The 13,674-nt window shown below is 49.6% G+C and carries 11 protein-coding genes; 4 read left to right on the top strand and 7 right to left on the bottom strand.

The window, feature by feature from the left end:
- On the top strand, positions 1 to 419 hold a 419-nt coding region (locus BIZ37_RS26305), incomplete at its 5' end, for a DUF1097 domain-containing protein (protein WP_187464038.1).
- A 107-nt stretch (positions 420 to 526) separates the two neighbouring features.
- Here BIZ37_RS26305 and BIZ37_RS26300 read toward each other — a convergent pair.
- Positions 527 to 1,600, bottom strand: coding sequence for an alcohol dehydrogenase family protein (locus BIZ37_RS26300; protein ID WP_222939840.1), 1,074 nt, complete (start codon positions 1,598 to 1,600; stop codon positions 527 to 529).
- 262 nt (positions 1,601 to 1,862) lie between these two features.
- On the opposite strand from BIZ37_RS26300, the gene BIZ37_RS26295 reads away from it, so the two are divergent.
- Positions 1,863 to 3,023 (top strand): Na+/H+ antiporter NhaA, encoded by a 1,161-nt coding sequence (locus BIZ37_RS26295; RefSeq protein ID WP_187464037.1) that lies wholly within the window; start codon positions 1,863 to 1,865, stop codon positions 3,021 to 3,023.
- A 102-nt stretch (positions 3,024 to 3,125) separates the two neighbouring features.
- Here the strand turns inward: BIZ37_RS26295 and BIZ37_RS26290 are convergent, their stop codons facing one another.
- Positions 3,126 to 4,559 (bottom strand): amidohydrolase, encoded by a 1,434-nt coding sequence (locus BIZ37_RS26290; protein ID WP_187464039.1) that lies wholly within the window; start codon positions 4,557 to 4,559, stop codon positions 3,126 to 3,128.
- 387 nt (positions 4,560 to 4,946) lie between these two features.
- Between BIZ37_RS26290 and BIZ37_RS26285 the strand changes: the two genes are divergently transcribed.
- On the top strand, positions 4,947 to 5,333 hold the full coding sequence (locus BIZ37_RS26285) for a thiol-disulfide oxidoreductase DCC family protein (protein ID WP_187464036.1): 387 nt from the start codon (positions 4,947 to 4,949) through the stop codon (positions 5,331 to 5,333).
- Positions 5,334 to 5,381: 48 nt separating this feature from the next.
- Here the strand turns inward: BIZ37_RS26285 and BIZ37_RS26280 are convergent, their stop codons facing one another.
- The 4 genes from BIZ37_RS26280 to BIZ37_RS26265 form a co-directional block, all read right to left on the bottom strand.
- A complete protein-coding gene (locus tag BIZ37_RS26280; protein ID WP_187464035.1) occupies positions 5,382 to 5,879 on the bottom strand; it encodes a hypothetical protein in 498 nt (165 codons plus the stop codon).
- Positions 5,880 to 6,071: 192 nt separating this feature from the next.
- On the bottom strand, positions 6,072 to 8,336 hold the full coding sequence (locus tag BIZ37_RS26275) for a heparinase II/III family protein (protein WP_187464034.1): 2,265 nt from the start codon (positions 8,334 to 8,336) through the stop codon (positions 6,072 to 6,074).
- Between the two features lies 1 nt (position 8,337).
- Positions 8,338 to 8,889 carry an acyltransferase gene (locus tag BIZ37_RS26270; RefSeq protein ID WP_187464033.1) on the bottom strand — a complete coding sequence of 184 codons (552 nt, stop codon included), beginning with the start codon at positions 8,887 to 8,889 and terminating at the stop codon, positions 8,338 to 8,340.
- 107 nt (positions 8,890 to 8,996) lie between these two features.
- Positions 8,997 to 10,778, bottom strand: a complete 1,782-nt coding sequence (locus tag BIZ37_RS26265) for a transporter (protein WP_187464032.1) — start codon at positions 10,776 to 10,778, stop codon at positions 8,997 to 8,999.
- Positions 10,779 to 10,982: 204 nt separating this feature from the next.
- Here BIZ37_RS26265 and BIZ37_RS26260 point away from each other — a divergent pair, with 204 nt between their 5' ends.
- A complete protein-coding gene (locus BIZ37_RS26260) occupies positions 10,983 to 11,894 on the top strand; it encodes a LysR family transcriptional regulator (RefSeq protein ID WP_187464031.1) in 912 nt (303 codons plus the stop codon).
- A gap of 90 nt (positions 11,895 to 11,984) precedes the next feature.
- On the opposite strand, the gene BIZ37_RS26255 is transcribed toward BIZ37_RS26260, so the two are convergent.
- Positions 11,985 to 13,436 carry a sugar porter family MFS transporter gene (locus BIZ37_RS26255; RefSeq protein ID WP_187464030.1) on the bottom strand — a complete coding sequence of 484 codons (1,452 nt, stop codon included), beginning with the start codon at positions 13,434 to 13,436 and terminating at the stop codon, positions 11,985 to 11,987.
- Between the last annotated feature and the right edge of the window lie 238 nt (positions 13,437 to 13,674).

The raw sequence follows: 13,674 nt of genomic DNA, 5'->3' as shown, positions 1-13,674 counted from the left end.
TTTCTTGGGCGATGTATTTCATGGCGGGTTGTAATGTCGAAGGCGGGAAGAAAGTTTTCTGTAACTATGCGGCAGGTATCGTGGCCTCTGTAGCTATCATGCTGTTAGGGGGAGCGTTGAGTGGATTGGGTTTCTTTGCTTTCCCTATCGCGGTCTTTGTCGTGGTCATTCCGTGTATTTGCCTTGAGCGTATCCCTCCGTTTGACTTTGTGCCTGCATTGTTTGTCGGGGCCGGTATTTTCTTTGGCTTTATGTCTTATGTACCAGGCGCAACCTTCGCTACGGCGACAGTCACAGAGCTAGTATATTGCGTGGTCGGCCTTGGCTATGGCTGGATGACCGTAACCTTGCGCGGGAAGTACGAGGCTTCATTGCAATCGCCTAAAGAGGACGTTTCAATGGAGCATCCGTCAACGTGAATGAGCACAATTGATTGAATGATAAGGCCACTTCTTGCTGTCTGTCTGCATGAGGTGGCCTTTGATATTTTGGGGAGTAACCCTGAACTTAGAGGGTAATTTTTGAATTAACCCTGCTCAGGCATCAACACAAAATTGCCGACATGTTTCTTCTCGAGAAATTCTTGCTGGGCGGTTGCAATGTCTTCGAGTGGATACGTTTTGGCAAGCAGCGGTTTGATTTCTCCTTTCTCGATATAACTGACCAAGTTCGGGAATACCGGGGCATCCCACGCAGTTGTACCGATAAGGGTGATGTCCTTTAGGTACATATCACGCATATCTAAATCAACGACAGGACCGGCAATGGCACCTGAGGAAACCAGTCGGCCGCCGCGCTTCAACACTTTGAGCATGGTTGGAAATTGCTTGCCCGCCACGTTATCGACCACTAAATCGACACTGTTTTCTCCCAACAAGCTAATAAGGTCGTCATTGCGATCTAGAAGCTGATCGACACCCAGCACTTCCAACTGTGGGTGCTTATCGCGACTGGCAATAGCGATGACTTTCGCACCGCGTCGTTTGGCTAGTTGGATAGCGGCAGAGCCTACCCCGCCGGATGCGCCGGCGATCAACACGGTTTCACCGGTCGTTAAGCTAGCGCGGTGGAGCATGTTCTCTGCCGTGCCATAGGCGCAAGGGATTGTCGCCAATTCGGCATCGCTCCAATCGCTATCAATGGCAAAGGCATGCTCAGCTTTGACCTTGATATATTGGGCAAAGGCGCCGTCAAAGTCTGAGCCTAGCCAGACATTGTCAAACCCTTCTCCCCTTTGGCATGGGCGAAGGATCACACGCTTGCCGACGAGGTGCTGGCTGCCATTATCGGTTGATACGACGGTGCCGCAGCAGTCAGTACCTTGGATCAGTGGGAAAGGGGTTGATTCATTCCATCCGCCATCACTCTTTTGCTCCTGATCAGCACCGGCTTCACCTGACGTGTCGTTGGTTGAGTCGGTGACGGAAGATGAGTACCAGCCAAGGCGGGTGTTGATTTCGGTATTGTTCATACCAGCGGCATGAATTTTTACCAGAACCTCGCCATTGCCTGGGGTGGGTAGGGGCACATCTTTATAAACCAGCTGCTCGTAGCCGCCTTGTCCAACAGTAACAACGGCTTTCATCAATTTAGGTTCCATGTGCTTTTGCTCCTAGCGATAACTCTCAATGTTCTGCCGAATAATTTATCTGAGTTGAGAAATTAGTACATATATATTTTATTTATATGCGAATGGGGAGTAAGGGCTGTTTATTGCTCTATTACACTAATAAATAAGTGTTTTTACAGCGTGATTGGTAAAAGCTGATCTACGGCGCTGTTTCACCGCTCGGGCTGAGCTAAGTTGGATAGGTAAGATCGGTTTCTTCGCCTTGTGGGTTTAGCCTTAAGGAGGGCAGGCTATGGTTCAATCTTTGGGCGTAAAATTACCTTTTGCTATTTCCAAGGAGCGGTTTGGCGGCCTGCTCTTGATCACATCCTGCCTATTGGCCTTTGCTTGGGCAACGCTTCACTTACCGTCATATACGGCATTTAAAAACTTCCCCCTCACCGAGAATGTTTCGTGGCAGCTTTTTGTTAATGACTTTCTGATGGTGTTTTTCTTCTTGATGGTCGGTCTCGAATTGAGTAATGAGGCAAAGAGTGGGGCATTTAGTACGCTTCGAGCAATTTTGTTGCCCTTTGCTTCGGCATGCATGGGATTTCTTTGCCCTGCGGTGATCTATCTGTTTTTGGTGGGTGGAGTTACCTCACCACTTGCTAATGGTTGGGCTATTGTCACCGCAACAGATATCGCACTGGCGCTTGGGTTGCTGTCATTATGTAGCCGCGTGCCTGTAAGCCTCAAAATGTTCCTGCTTGCTGTCGCTATTTTTGATGATGTGCTAGCGATTATCACCATTGCGTTGTTTTATACCGCTACCGTCGAGATGGTCTATGTTGGGCTGTCTTTATTGATGACCACTTTGATATTCATACTGTCCTACCGCCAGGTACAAAGTGCGCTCCTGTATGTGGCGCTAGGCGCAGCCTTATGGTTTGCATTACTGCAAGCCGGTATTCATCCTGTGCTTGCCGGAGTGGTGATTGGGATTGCGTTGAGCCAAAGTGGGTGTGCCATTGACCACAAGACAGAATCGATCTTGCAGTGGGTTGTTACCCTGCTGGTGCTGCCTGTATTTGCTATTTCTAACGCAGGCGTATCGCTCTCTGGTGCGTTTAGTTCTGCCGGCTTAATAGAGCCTATTGCAGCCTATGTCGCCATTGCGATGCTGGTTGGAAAGCCTCTTGGTGTATTTGGGACGGTGTGGCTGGGGGTTAAATTCAAGCTGTTTGAATTGCCGGAAGCGACAAATATGCTAATGGTCTTTGCCATGTCTATTTTTTGCAGTATTGGCTTAACGCTGTCGCTTTTTATTGGTGAGCTTTCTGGCTTGGAGGGAGGGCATTATAAGCTGGGTATAGTATTGGCAGCCTTGGTAGCGAGTATATTCGGTTTGGTGATAATGACCTTTGCAACCAGGCAGAGCAAGGGGATTATTAATACAGGGGCAGAGAATTAAACCTTGCTATGAGGTTTACTGTTTATTAGCAGGGCGAGGTACGCCTCACCCTGCTCGATATCGTTTTCGAACAAATTAATGCAGTCACTATTGCAGCATTATTTACTGCATCAAGCTCTTGGATTTGATCGCCTTTTTTGACAGTTCTTTGGCAAACTCGGCAATATCGGCTTCAATTGTCCGCACAGCTTGCTGCATCTCATCCATATCGATGTTTTTGATTTCCCGCTGCTCCATTACGATGTCGCCATTGACGATGGTGGTGCTGACATTGCCCGGGTTGGCCTGGTACACCAGTGTCGCGTATGGGTTGTAATTTGGCATCATATTCGGCGATTGGGTCTCGACTATGATGATATCGGCTTTCTTGCCCACTTCCAGCGAACCGATTTTATCTTCCATGTGGAGCGCCCTTGCACCACCGATAGTGGATAACTCAATCACTTGCTCCGGGATCATGATGGTACGGTCGTTATGCTTGAGGCGCTGCATGTTGGCGGTGTAGCTCAAGGTACGCCACAGATCGACTTGGTTTGAACTCATCGGCCCGTCAGTGCCTAGCCCCAAACGCAGCCCTTGGCGGTACATTTCCCATGCCGGGGCGATCCCGGTTGCTCCCTTGGCATTGGCCATTGGGTTGTGTGCCACACTGGCATCAGCTTGTTTGATGAGGTCGATGTCATTCTGATCAAGATGGATACCGTGGGCCAGCACCATGCGGTTATCGAGGACACCGATTTCTTTTAGCCATGCCACAGGGCTCAGGAGTTGGTCATTGCCTTCGATTCGCTCTGCCTCATTGCCAAATTCGGCAACATGGATCAGTACTGGCGCATCCAGCTTGGCTGACAGGCGGTTGATTTCCTGCAGTTTCTCTTTAGAAACGGTATATACAGCATGCGGCGCGAAAGCTGGGGTGATCAGCGGATCGTTCTGGTATTGCTCGATAAACTGGGTGGCATAATCAATACCGCCGTATGGCTCCGGCGCATCAACTACTGGGAACTTAATCACGGTTTCACCGAGTACCGCACGCAGGCCGACTTCCTTGGTTGCACGGGCCATATCATCAACATGGTAATACATGTCGGCATAGGTAGTTACACCGCTCTGGGCGAGATCGACTGCGCCGAGCTTAGTTGCCTGATAAATCAAATCACGGCTGAGCTTCTCTTTTTCCAGCGGGAAGAAGTAGGCAAACAGGCGGTTCTCAATACCTTCCTCGCCTAGGCCGCGGAAGGCAATCATAGGCAAGTGGTTATGGGTATTGATCATACCCGGCATGACAATACCCTCCTCGGCATCAATCACTTTTGGTGCTTGGTAACGGCTGAGCAGGCTCTCGTCACCAACAGCGACAATGGTGTCATTTTCAATGACGATAACACCATTTTCGATGACGTCTTTCTGTTCGTTGATAGTCAGTACCTGGCCATTGGTGATGATCAGACTGGCATTGTAATCAGGTTGGACGGCAGTAGAACAACCGGCAAGTAGCAAGGCGGTTGTGATGATAGAAATTGTAGTTTTCATTATGCTCAGTGGACAATTGTGAGAAAGGCGCATGCATTGTAGGTATCATTTTTCCGCTTGGCAATCGTTTGCTTGTTGGTGTTAGCTTCTGCTTCACGAAAAGTGCGATGTTGGTAGGTTGATTGTCAAAAAAGTAATTGTCGTTTAATGACCACCACCATAACTGCTCTGGTTGCTAGTATCACGGCCGTTAATTTTGATGGCAGAAAACTACCCAGAGGTAATTAAGATGAAGAAATCAGCACTTGTTGTCGTAGTGGCCGCCGTCATTACGGGGTGCGCAATAATCACAATAGATTAGGGTGTTACTTTGGTAACATGAGGAAATATCAGTATCTTGGCTAATCTTATTAGCGATAAGCTTCGTATGCTTAGTATCGTAATGGAGGATTGATGATGCTGACTATTTTCTATGATGGTGCTTGCCCATTGTGCGCACAGGAGATGGATGCCCTCAAGCGTTATGACTCAAGCAACGCCATTCAGCTTGAAGATATCCATCAAGATGATTTTACTGAGCGTTTTCCTGAGGTAGATCCGGATGCTGCGATGCAAATCCTGCATGGAGATCTAGAGGGCCAACCCTTGTACGGCCTTGATGTTACTTATCATGCCTGGCGTTTGGTTGGCAAAGAGTGGCGGGTGGCTTTTCTGCGTTGGTGGTGGATCAAACCATTTGTGGATAGGGCTTATTTGTTCTTTGCCAAACATCGCCAGCAAATATCTAGGCTGTTTATCCGTCGCTCCCGCTGTGACAACAACTCTTGCTACAAGTAATTCTATCTCGACATAAACGGCCTAATTCTTTGCCAATCCTTCTCTTCCTTATTGATTGGTGCCGAAATTGAATTCAGCGCCAGCAAGGCTCAGGCATTTGGGGTTGTAAGTCATGGTATCCAGTGCCTGTTTGGGAATGACCGCCCTTGTACCGTCCGTGTAGGCAATCTCCGCCGAATCAATCACTGCGCACACGACAGGTAGTTGTTCTGTTGTCTTTTGTACCCATGTGCTTGGCCACAGAGGATGTGCTCCTCCACCCGGTTTCAAGGTTTGGTTAAAGTGCAAAGCCTTCAAACCACTGTGCTTTTTACTCAGGTCGCCGCTCTGCTCATCAGTTTGTATTACGCCTCCCACTAAAGCCCCTTGCTTGTCATAGGCGCTGACATGAAAAGTCATCGACTGGATTTCTCTCGGTGAGCTGTTGCGCAGGTAAACCCGAAAGCCTGTTCCCCCCGCGCTATTAGTTACGGTAGTGCCGTAGTGGGTAATAGCTATCAGCTTCTGTGGGTCGGCCTCGGCGGCCAGTTCAAACTGGTTTCTCATTTCGCAGCCGGAAAGGAGCAATACCGCAAGGCTTATGCCAAGGGATTTCCCAAGGTTGCGCGAGGGGAGTATCGATAAAATGAAAGGCCGCATAAGATTCAGGCAGTAAGAAAACTAGAACGGCAATATAGCAATAACCCCACCGGATGAAAATTCGGTGGGGTTACTGTTAGGTTTGGGAGCTCTCAGCACTTAGCCTACAGCGATTTTCTCCTCAGTTTGTTGGATATCCACACTGTCATTTTTGAAGTCGATGATGATGGTGTCTGCGCCGGTAAAGATAGCCAGTTTCTGATTGCTACCGAGCTGGTGGTCGATAGGCTGTTTCTCGCAACAAGAGACAATCAGGTGCTCTTGTTGCTGTGGCAAGGCCCACTCTAGGTGGAACATGTGCTCGCTGGCATCGGAGATCACTTCTTCATCGTGGGAAGTGTCATTGTCATAACCGAAGGATAATTGCGGGTTGATTTGGTCATGACTTGGCAAGCTAACTTGATAATTACAGTGTAGTCCTGCGAGGTTAACGTGCTGGCCATCAGCGAATACATCAAGCGGGGAGTGCAACCGCCACCGGACAGCTTGCGCCTCATGCAGCGAGATTTGATCGCAGATAAGTAGTCCTTTGCCATCCACCATCACTAAGGTACGGGTGTATCGACGGGTATCCTCGTAGGCTAGTGCCAGTTCGAGCTGAACCAAACGCCAACCCATGCCTTGCTCGTGGCGCAGTACTTTTGCAATCGCTGCTTCGTTATCAAGGATTTGGCCATTCCCTTTTTCTTTACCGCCAAATAGTGGCAAGTTATGGGCCTGTGTGGTGCGGGTCCATTGGCTGTGGTGGCCACTGCCAAAACGATATCCGTAGCTGCCGCTTGGTGTCAGGATGCTTTCGCCATTATCAAACAAGGCGATATTTCCCTGATCCGCATGGCGGTGGGAGCTATTGCCAAATTGGCTGGCCCGGTAGTATAGCACCAGTTCATTAGTCTGCATTTTGCCAAGCCCGGCAAAGCCATAGTATTGGCTATATAGCGTTTCTTCGTTATTTAAGTCTACGTTTTCTATGCCTTTTACCGGAGATGTATTTGCTGAGTCTTTATTCTCAGCAAAAGCCAATTGCTTAACTGTAGGGACGACATCAAGCAAGTGCAGGTGGAACACATCGATTTTTGCCTCTAGCTGCTGGCAAGTTGCGCGGGCATGTTCGTCACCGAAACGCTCGGCGTAGATCCGCAATGGGTTCTGGGCAAAAAAGCCCGGCCACTCGCGGCCATCACGCTTGCACCAGAAACCATCACCGAACGGGTGGATGTCTTGCTCGGGTGCCACAAAGTCCATCGCAAACTGGCAGTAGTTTTTGTAAAACGGGTGGTCATAGAAAGAGAACCCGCTTAGCCGTTCAACCGAAAGGAAAAAAGGGTGGTGCCACTTGCTGTAAGACGATGAGTAGAATGGCCCTTCCGCCCAGCTGCCGTCTGCGCCGCCATAAAATGGCAATACACTCTGGTAGATCATCAGGGCGTAATTGAGCCAGCGCTCGCACACCTGCTCATCATATTCTTTATGGAGTGCCAGTGCTGCAATCCCAAGGTAAGCAGGCAAACGGGAAGTGTGTGAATGGCCCGGGAACTGCTTGAACTGATCTTGCTCTAGGCGTTGTTCCATTTGATAGGCGATACGAACCAGCATTGGCCTGATAAAGTCTTTTTCGCTGTCGGTTAGCAGCGGTGCAAGCCAGTGATAGGCGAGATACAGGTTACGGGCTAGGGATAGGCCGACCTCGTCGCCCCAGGTGCAAGGGCGCAAAAGTGAAGCCGGGCCTTCCGGACTCCATTCTGCCAGTCGTAGCATCAGTTGTACGGCTAACTCGCCGCTTTCTTTCTCGTCCCAGATTTTGTAGAGCAGGGTTAGGGCCATCAGGTCGCGGTCAATCCAGTTGCGCACGTTAGCAATAGCGGTGCGTTTGCCTTCTTCCTGCCCTCGGCGGTAATGCGTCGGGTAGCTGATAGCATCAATATCTACTAGCTTCGCTGTGTTTTTGAACTTCTGATAAGACTGTGCTGAAAAGTCACGAACGTTCGGGATATCCTGGTCAAAATACATCAAGAACTGTTGGTGTTCGCTGCATAGCTTGAACAGCTCCTTGGCGCTTGGCGGCAGGTATTTCTCAGTTTGGCTGTCAATGGCAAACGTCATCCACTGCGAGGTGTTGTTGTCGGTGTCTTGTACCCGCCAGCGGTATTGTCCTGAAGAGAGTAGAAATGGCAGACGAAATGGCGAGCTGACATTTTCCCAGCGCCACTGTAGTTGTTTTTCGACATGCTCCAGTTCGATGCTGTAGGTGTCTTGGTAGTCCGACTGTGGCCAGTTGAAACTCGGTGGGTTAACCCGAGCTGGTTTGTTTTGCTCCGGGGTCACAAATTTCTGGAAGTCATGGGTTCGGCGTAGAGACAACATATTACACCTCCTTGTTATACCAAATATATTCGCCGCTTTGCGGGTTGATCTCCCCGATCTGCTTGGCAGGTGAGCCTGCCACTATCGCATGCGGGGCAACATTGCAGGTAACGACTGCATTGGCGCAGACCAAGGCCGCTTTGCCCACGGTAACCCCGGGTGTGATCACGACACCGGATGTCAGCCACACGCCGTCTTCGATAACAACTTTGCCTTTTTCCAGGCAGCTGCGGTCGCTGAAGTGACCGGTAGTCGGGTCGAACAGATGGTTAGATGCCACGATAGAAACGTGAGGGCCAATCAACACATTCTCGCCGATGGAGACGTCGCCGTTGATGTAGCTGTATAGGCCGACATAACTGTTTTTGGCAATCTGGTTGTCGCCGATGCGGACGATAGCGCCTGGGGCAATGCGGACCCCTTCGTTTTGGAATCCGAGGATTTGGGCGCGGGTATTGTCATCCTCGAAGTTGTTGCTTTGGGTGGTATAGAGCGTGAATTTTTTGAATTCTTCTTCGCTGAGTTCGCCCCCAAAACGTTTTTGTACTGACATGATTGTCTCCCGAAAAGAGATAGGAGCAAGGTGCTCCTATCTCTGGTAGTTCAAAATAACTGGTTGTTCAAAATGCTATTTATTAAAAATATACTTTGGTAAATCGCTTAGTTGGTTGCCAACTCGGCACTGGTTACTTCACTCAGCTTGCGCTTGGAGCGCAGCAGTAGGAAGCCGATAAAGCCGACAATCGAGGCAACCACAACAAACAGCGCACGGCCCCACAATGGGTTAGGCACTAGGGCCAGCGAGGCGAGGAATACCGCTGCAGTTAGCAGCATCTTGCCCAGCATATCGTGTTGTTTGTTATCCATGCGAATGCTCGCTTCTGTATCTTCAACCACCACTTCAGTATCGATGTTGTTGAAGAACTTGTTGATTTCCGCTGCACGCTCCGGAGATGGCTCTTTGTAGAAGAAGCGCGATAGGACAAAGAACGGCAGGGTAATAGACATATGGCCGATAACACCCAGAGTGACAGACTTCATTTCGGCAAACTCACGGGCACTGATTGGTGCATCTAGGCCCAGAACCGCTTCAATGGTTTGCGGGGTGATACCGAAGGCGATGATGGCTGACACGCCCATACCGACAAGGATTGTGCCCCAGCCAGCCCAGTCAGGTGTTTTACGGATGAAGAAACACATGATGGAAGGAATCAGTACCGGGAAGCCAACCAGCGTACCGACCAACATCATCAGGTCAAACAGGCCAAACTCTTTAAGCGAAGTTAGGAACAGGCCGGTTACGATGATCACCACACCGAATACCGCAGTGAGGATCTTACTGGCCATCATCAGGTGTTTTTCAGAGAAGTCTTTACAGAAGTAAGGTTCGTAAACACTTTTTAGGATGATACCGGCGTTACGGTTCAGGGCAGAGTCCATTGAAGACATAGTGGCTGCGAACATGGCCGCCAGCATTAGGCCAACCATACCAACGGGCATTTCACGGCTGACAAAGATGTAGTAAGTCGCATCGGCTACCTTGTCGCCCAGACCTTCCAAGCCCCAAGTCGCCACATCTGGGTAGTTACCGGCAACAAACCATGCAGGCAGGAACCAGATCATAGGACCAAGGATCATCAGTGAGCAGGCAAGAAGGGCTGCTTTGCGGGCGTTCTTGGTATCTTTCGAGGCAATGAAGCGGTAAGAGTCAACCATGTTGTTGGTGCTGAAGAACTGTTTGATGAAGATACAGATAAACCAACCAACAAATAGGTGGGTGTAGCTGTAGCCGTCACCGATAAGCTGCTGGGTTGGTAGGCCAACTTCCATTAGGTTACCGACACCGCCCGATTTCCAAATCGCCACCATGGCAGCCACGAAAGTCATCACGGTAATGATGATCATCTGCATGAAGTCCGAAGCGATAACCGCCCAACTACCACCGACTAGCGACATGAAAAGAACAACTAGGCCAGCCCCAATGATGGTTTGCTCAAGTGGTACGCCGACAACGGCACTGGTAAAGACAGCAAGACCGTTTAGCCAGATAGCTGCCTGCAGGACGCTAAGTGGCACGTTGGCCCAGGTGAAAACCTGCTCGTTCACTTTACCCAAACGAAGTCTGACACCTTGCAGTGGGCTGATCACACGCATTTGGCGAGCTTTGGCGGCAAAGAAGAGGTAGTTACAGAAGTAGCCGAGGGCGTTGGCAATAAAGACCACACCCACTGACATGCCGCTAGTTAGCGCTTTGCCCATCAGGCCGGTAAAGGTCATGGCACTCAGTGCCATCATGAATGCACTGGAGCCAACCATCCACCATAGCATCCGGCCGCCCCCGCGGAAGTATTCACTGGTATTGGCGGCTGCTGAGCGGAAGACCCAGCCGAGGCTCATCAAAAAGATGAAGTACACGAGTACGACAAGAATATCGATATCCATATTTGTAGGTTCCTATTGTGATAGGGCAAAGGTGTTATAAGGCAACGTTGAGATGTCTCATCCCTTTTGTAGTTGTTTTGGTGCAAGTAACCATGCGGGTAAAAAGCATGAGACCTGATACACGTTTCACTATAGAGACCCTTATCAACCCATGGAAATGATATTAATGTATAACAATAATACAAATGGCGAATGGGCAGTCGGATGGATATAAAAACACTCAGAACTTTCATAACCGTGGCGAAATTGAAGAATTTTTCCGCTGCAGCGCGGGAGCTGCATACAGTGCAGCCGACGGTGTCGCGTCATGTGTCCGAGCTGGAAAATGAACTGGGTGTGAAGCTGTTTCAACGGACGACCCATCAGGTTGAAATGACTCAAGCGGGGGAAGTACTGCTGCCTGAAGCGCTGAATATTATTGCCAATGACCAGCGGGTAAAGTCGCTGGTGGGACAGTCTACCGAGCTAGGGGAATGCCAGATCAATATCGGTTATCTGGCGACGGCCTGCTCGTTCTTTTTGCCGACGCTGCTGAGCAACTTCATGGCGACCAACCCCAACACCCACGCCAACCTTTTCGAGATGGCGGCTGATGAGCAGTACCAGGCATTAACCGAGAACAAGATCGATATCGCATTTTCCCGCCGCCAGCCCAAGTTGGATGGCAACCAGTTTATGGTCGAGAAGATCTACTCCGACCGGCTTATGGCGATTTTGCCGCTCAACCACCCGCTGGCTGCTCGCAAGGCCCTGGCCCTGAGCGAGCTTCGGAACGAACGTTTTATCTTGTTCAGGCCCAACGAGTGGACCGAGATGTATGAGCATGTCTTGCTGCTTTGCCAGGAAAATGGCTTCTCACCCAATATCACCTGTCATCCGGATAATATGCGCCATTTGGTGACCTCTGTCTCTTCGGGATTGGGGATCTCCATTGCTCCCAAGTGCATCAAGTTTATTGCTCAGGATAACTGTGTCTGTGTGTCAATAGATGAAGTGAACTTGGTCTTGCCGCTCTATATGTATTACAAGCGCGAAGGGCTTGCGCCGCAACTGTCAGAGTTGGTCAAAGCGTGTCTAAACAAAGCGCCGGATATTCAATCTATGCTGCAAAGCTAATGTCCTAACAATAAAAAAACAGGCTTACCTCTCGGTAAGCCTGTTTGTCATCCAAATGTGGAGCAATTGGAATTCGATAGAGTCAATGGATTAAGCGCTAGCCTCAGCTTCAGTAGCAGCTGTAGCCGGTACTTTCTTGCCAAGTTTCTTCGCCATAGCCTCTTCCATTTTCTCCAAGCTGACGCCTTTGGTTTCTGGTACATATTTCACGACCACAAACATACAGATTAGCGACAGGGCAGCGAACAACCAGAAGCTGAATGCGCCGTTGAAGTTCTCTTTCAGGAAGGCATTTTCGTTCAGCATTGGGAACGACTGGGTCACTAGGAAGCCGGTGAACCATTGCGCACCTACCGCGATAGCCATCGCACGGGAGCGGATGCTGTTCGGGAAGATTTCAGAAATCATAGTCCAGCAAGCACAGCCCCAAGAAGTTGCGTACGAAACAACGTATAGACACAGAGCGAATAGGGCAGCGTAGCCTTCAGTGCCTGTGTAGAGGACGAAGCCAACTACTGTCATACCAACGGCACAGCCGAAAGTACCGTATTTCATCAGTGGTAGACGGCCAACTTTATCAATCAGGTACATACCCAGTGCATTACCCAGGATGAACACGATGCCGACGAATGTGGTCTGGAACAGTGCATTCTCTGTGCTGCCTGTGATTGGGCGTAGGATTTCCGGCGTGTAGTACATGATGACGTTGATACCGGTCAGCTGCTGGGCTGCGGCAACGAAGGTACCGATCACCAAAATAGCGAACAGCAGTGGTGAACGCAGGCTAACTTGTTTTTTGCCTGGTTGATTGGAGTCAGCCAGTGAACTCTGGATCTCGCCGATCAGCTGGTCAGCATGTTTCGGATTAGAGATGCGCGATAGGGTATCTTTGGCTTCAGAAAGTTTGCCTTTTAGTACCAACCAACGTGGTGACTCAGGGATAAGGAACAATAGACCGGCAAACAGCGCAGCAGGAATAATTTCAGAACCCAGCATCCAACGCCAGCCCATATCAACCAACCATGTTTCACTCATACCTTTTGCAATCAGGTAGTTAACATAGAAAACACCAGTTTGGCCGACAACAGCAGATTGCTGGAACATACTCACGGCACGCCCACGGAAGTCTTTCGGTGCCACTTCCGACATGTACATTGGCGAAACCACACAGGCCAAGCCCACAGCCACACCACCAACGATGCGGAGCATAACGTAGAAAGTAAAGGTGGTTGCCAGCGCAGAACCGATGGCGGAGATCATGAAGAGGATAGCGGCAATGAAGAGGGTTTTACGACGTCCGTATTTTAGAGCGGACCAACCGGCGCTGACGGCACCGATAATACTACCTAGAACAACACTTGATACAGCCCAACCGGTTTGTGCTGGGGTTAAGCCAAAGTGCTCTCTGATAGGACCAATAGCGCCTGAAATAACAGCGGTATCGTAACCTAATAAAATTCCCCCTAGGGCTGCGATACAACAAATTCGAATAATGTAAGCAAAATTATGTTTTCGGGCTTCTGCCGCGGTTGTGGGTGACATGTGTTGCTCCTTGATTTATTCCCCTTCTCTCACTCAACCATCGAATAAGCATGAGCTGGGTAGCGGTCCGATACGCTCATTACTGTAGGGCATAGGTATCGGCTGTTTAATTCACCCTTTTATCTGTAGTAGTTATATGTTGCTTTGAAAATTTTTTTTCATAAGGTGATGGTTTTATCATATGGAGTTGATCTTGATTCGACCATACCCAAAGTGGGTTTTTATTCGTAAATGATAT

The sequence above is a fragment of the Photobacterium sp. BZF1 genome, assembly GCF_014349205.1.
Classification (GTDB): domain Bacteria; phylum Pseudomonadota; class Gammaproteobacteria; order Enterobacterales; family Vibrionaceae; genus Photobacterium.
This window is presented reverse-complemented; position numbering and strand designations above follow the sequence as displayed.

Excerpts from the sequence above, each read along its gene's own strand:
- BIZ37_RS26265 (WP_187464032.1), bottom strand. The coding sequence starts at position 10,778 with ATGGATATCGATATTCTTGTCGTACTCGTGTACTTCATCTTTTTGATG.
- BIZ37_RS26300 (WP_222939840.1), bottom strand. The coding sequence starts at position 1,600 with ATGGAACCTAAATTGATGAAAGCCGTTGTTACTGTTGGACAAGGCGGC.
- BIZ37_RS26270 (WP_187464033.1), bottom strand. The coding sequence starts at position 8,889 with ATGTCAGTACAAAAACGTTTTGGGGGCGAACTCAGCGAAGAAGAATTC.
- BIZ37_RS26255 (WP_187464030.1), bottom strand. The coding sequence starts at position 13,436 with ATGTCACCCACAACCGCGGCAGAAGCCCGAAAACATAATTTTGCTTAC.
- BIZ37_RS26260 (WP_187464031.1), top strand. The coding sequence starts at position 10,983 with ATGGATATAAAAACACTCAGAACTTTCATAACCGTGGCGAAATTGAAG.
- BIZ37_RS26295 (WP_187464037.1), top strand. The coding sequence starts at position 1,863 with ATGGTTCAATCTTTGGGCGTAAAATTACCTTTTGCTATTTCCAAGGAG.
- BIZ37_RS26280 (WP_187464035.1), bottom strand. The coding sequence starts at position 5,879 with ATGAGAAACCAGTTTGAACTGGCCGCCGAGGCCGACCCACAGAAGCTG.
- BIZ37_RS26275 (WP_187464034.1), bottom strand. The coding sequence starts at position 8,336 with ATGTTGTCTCTACGCCGAACCCATGACTTCCAGAAATTTGTGACCCCG.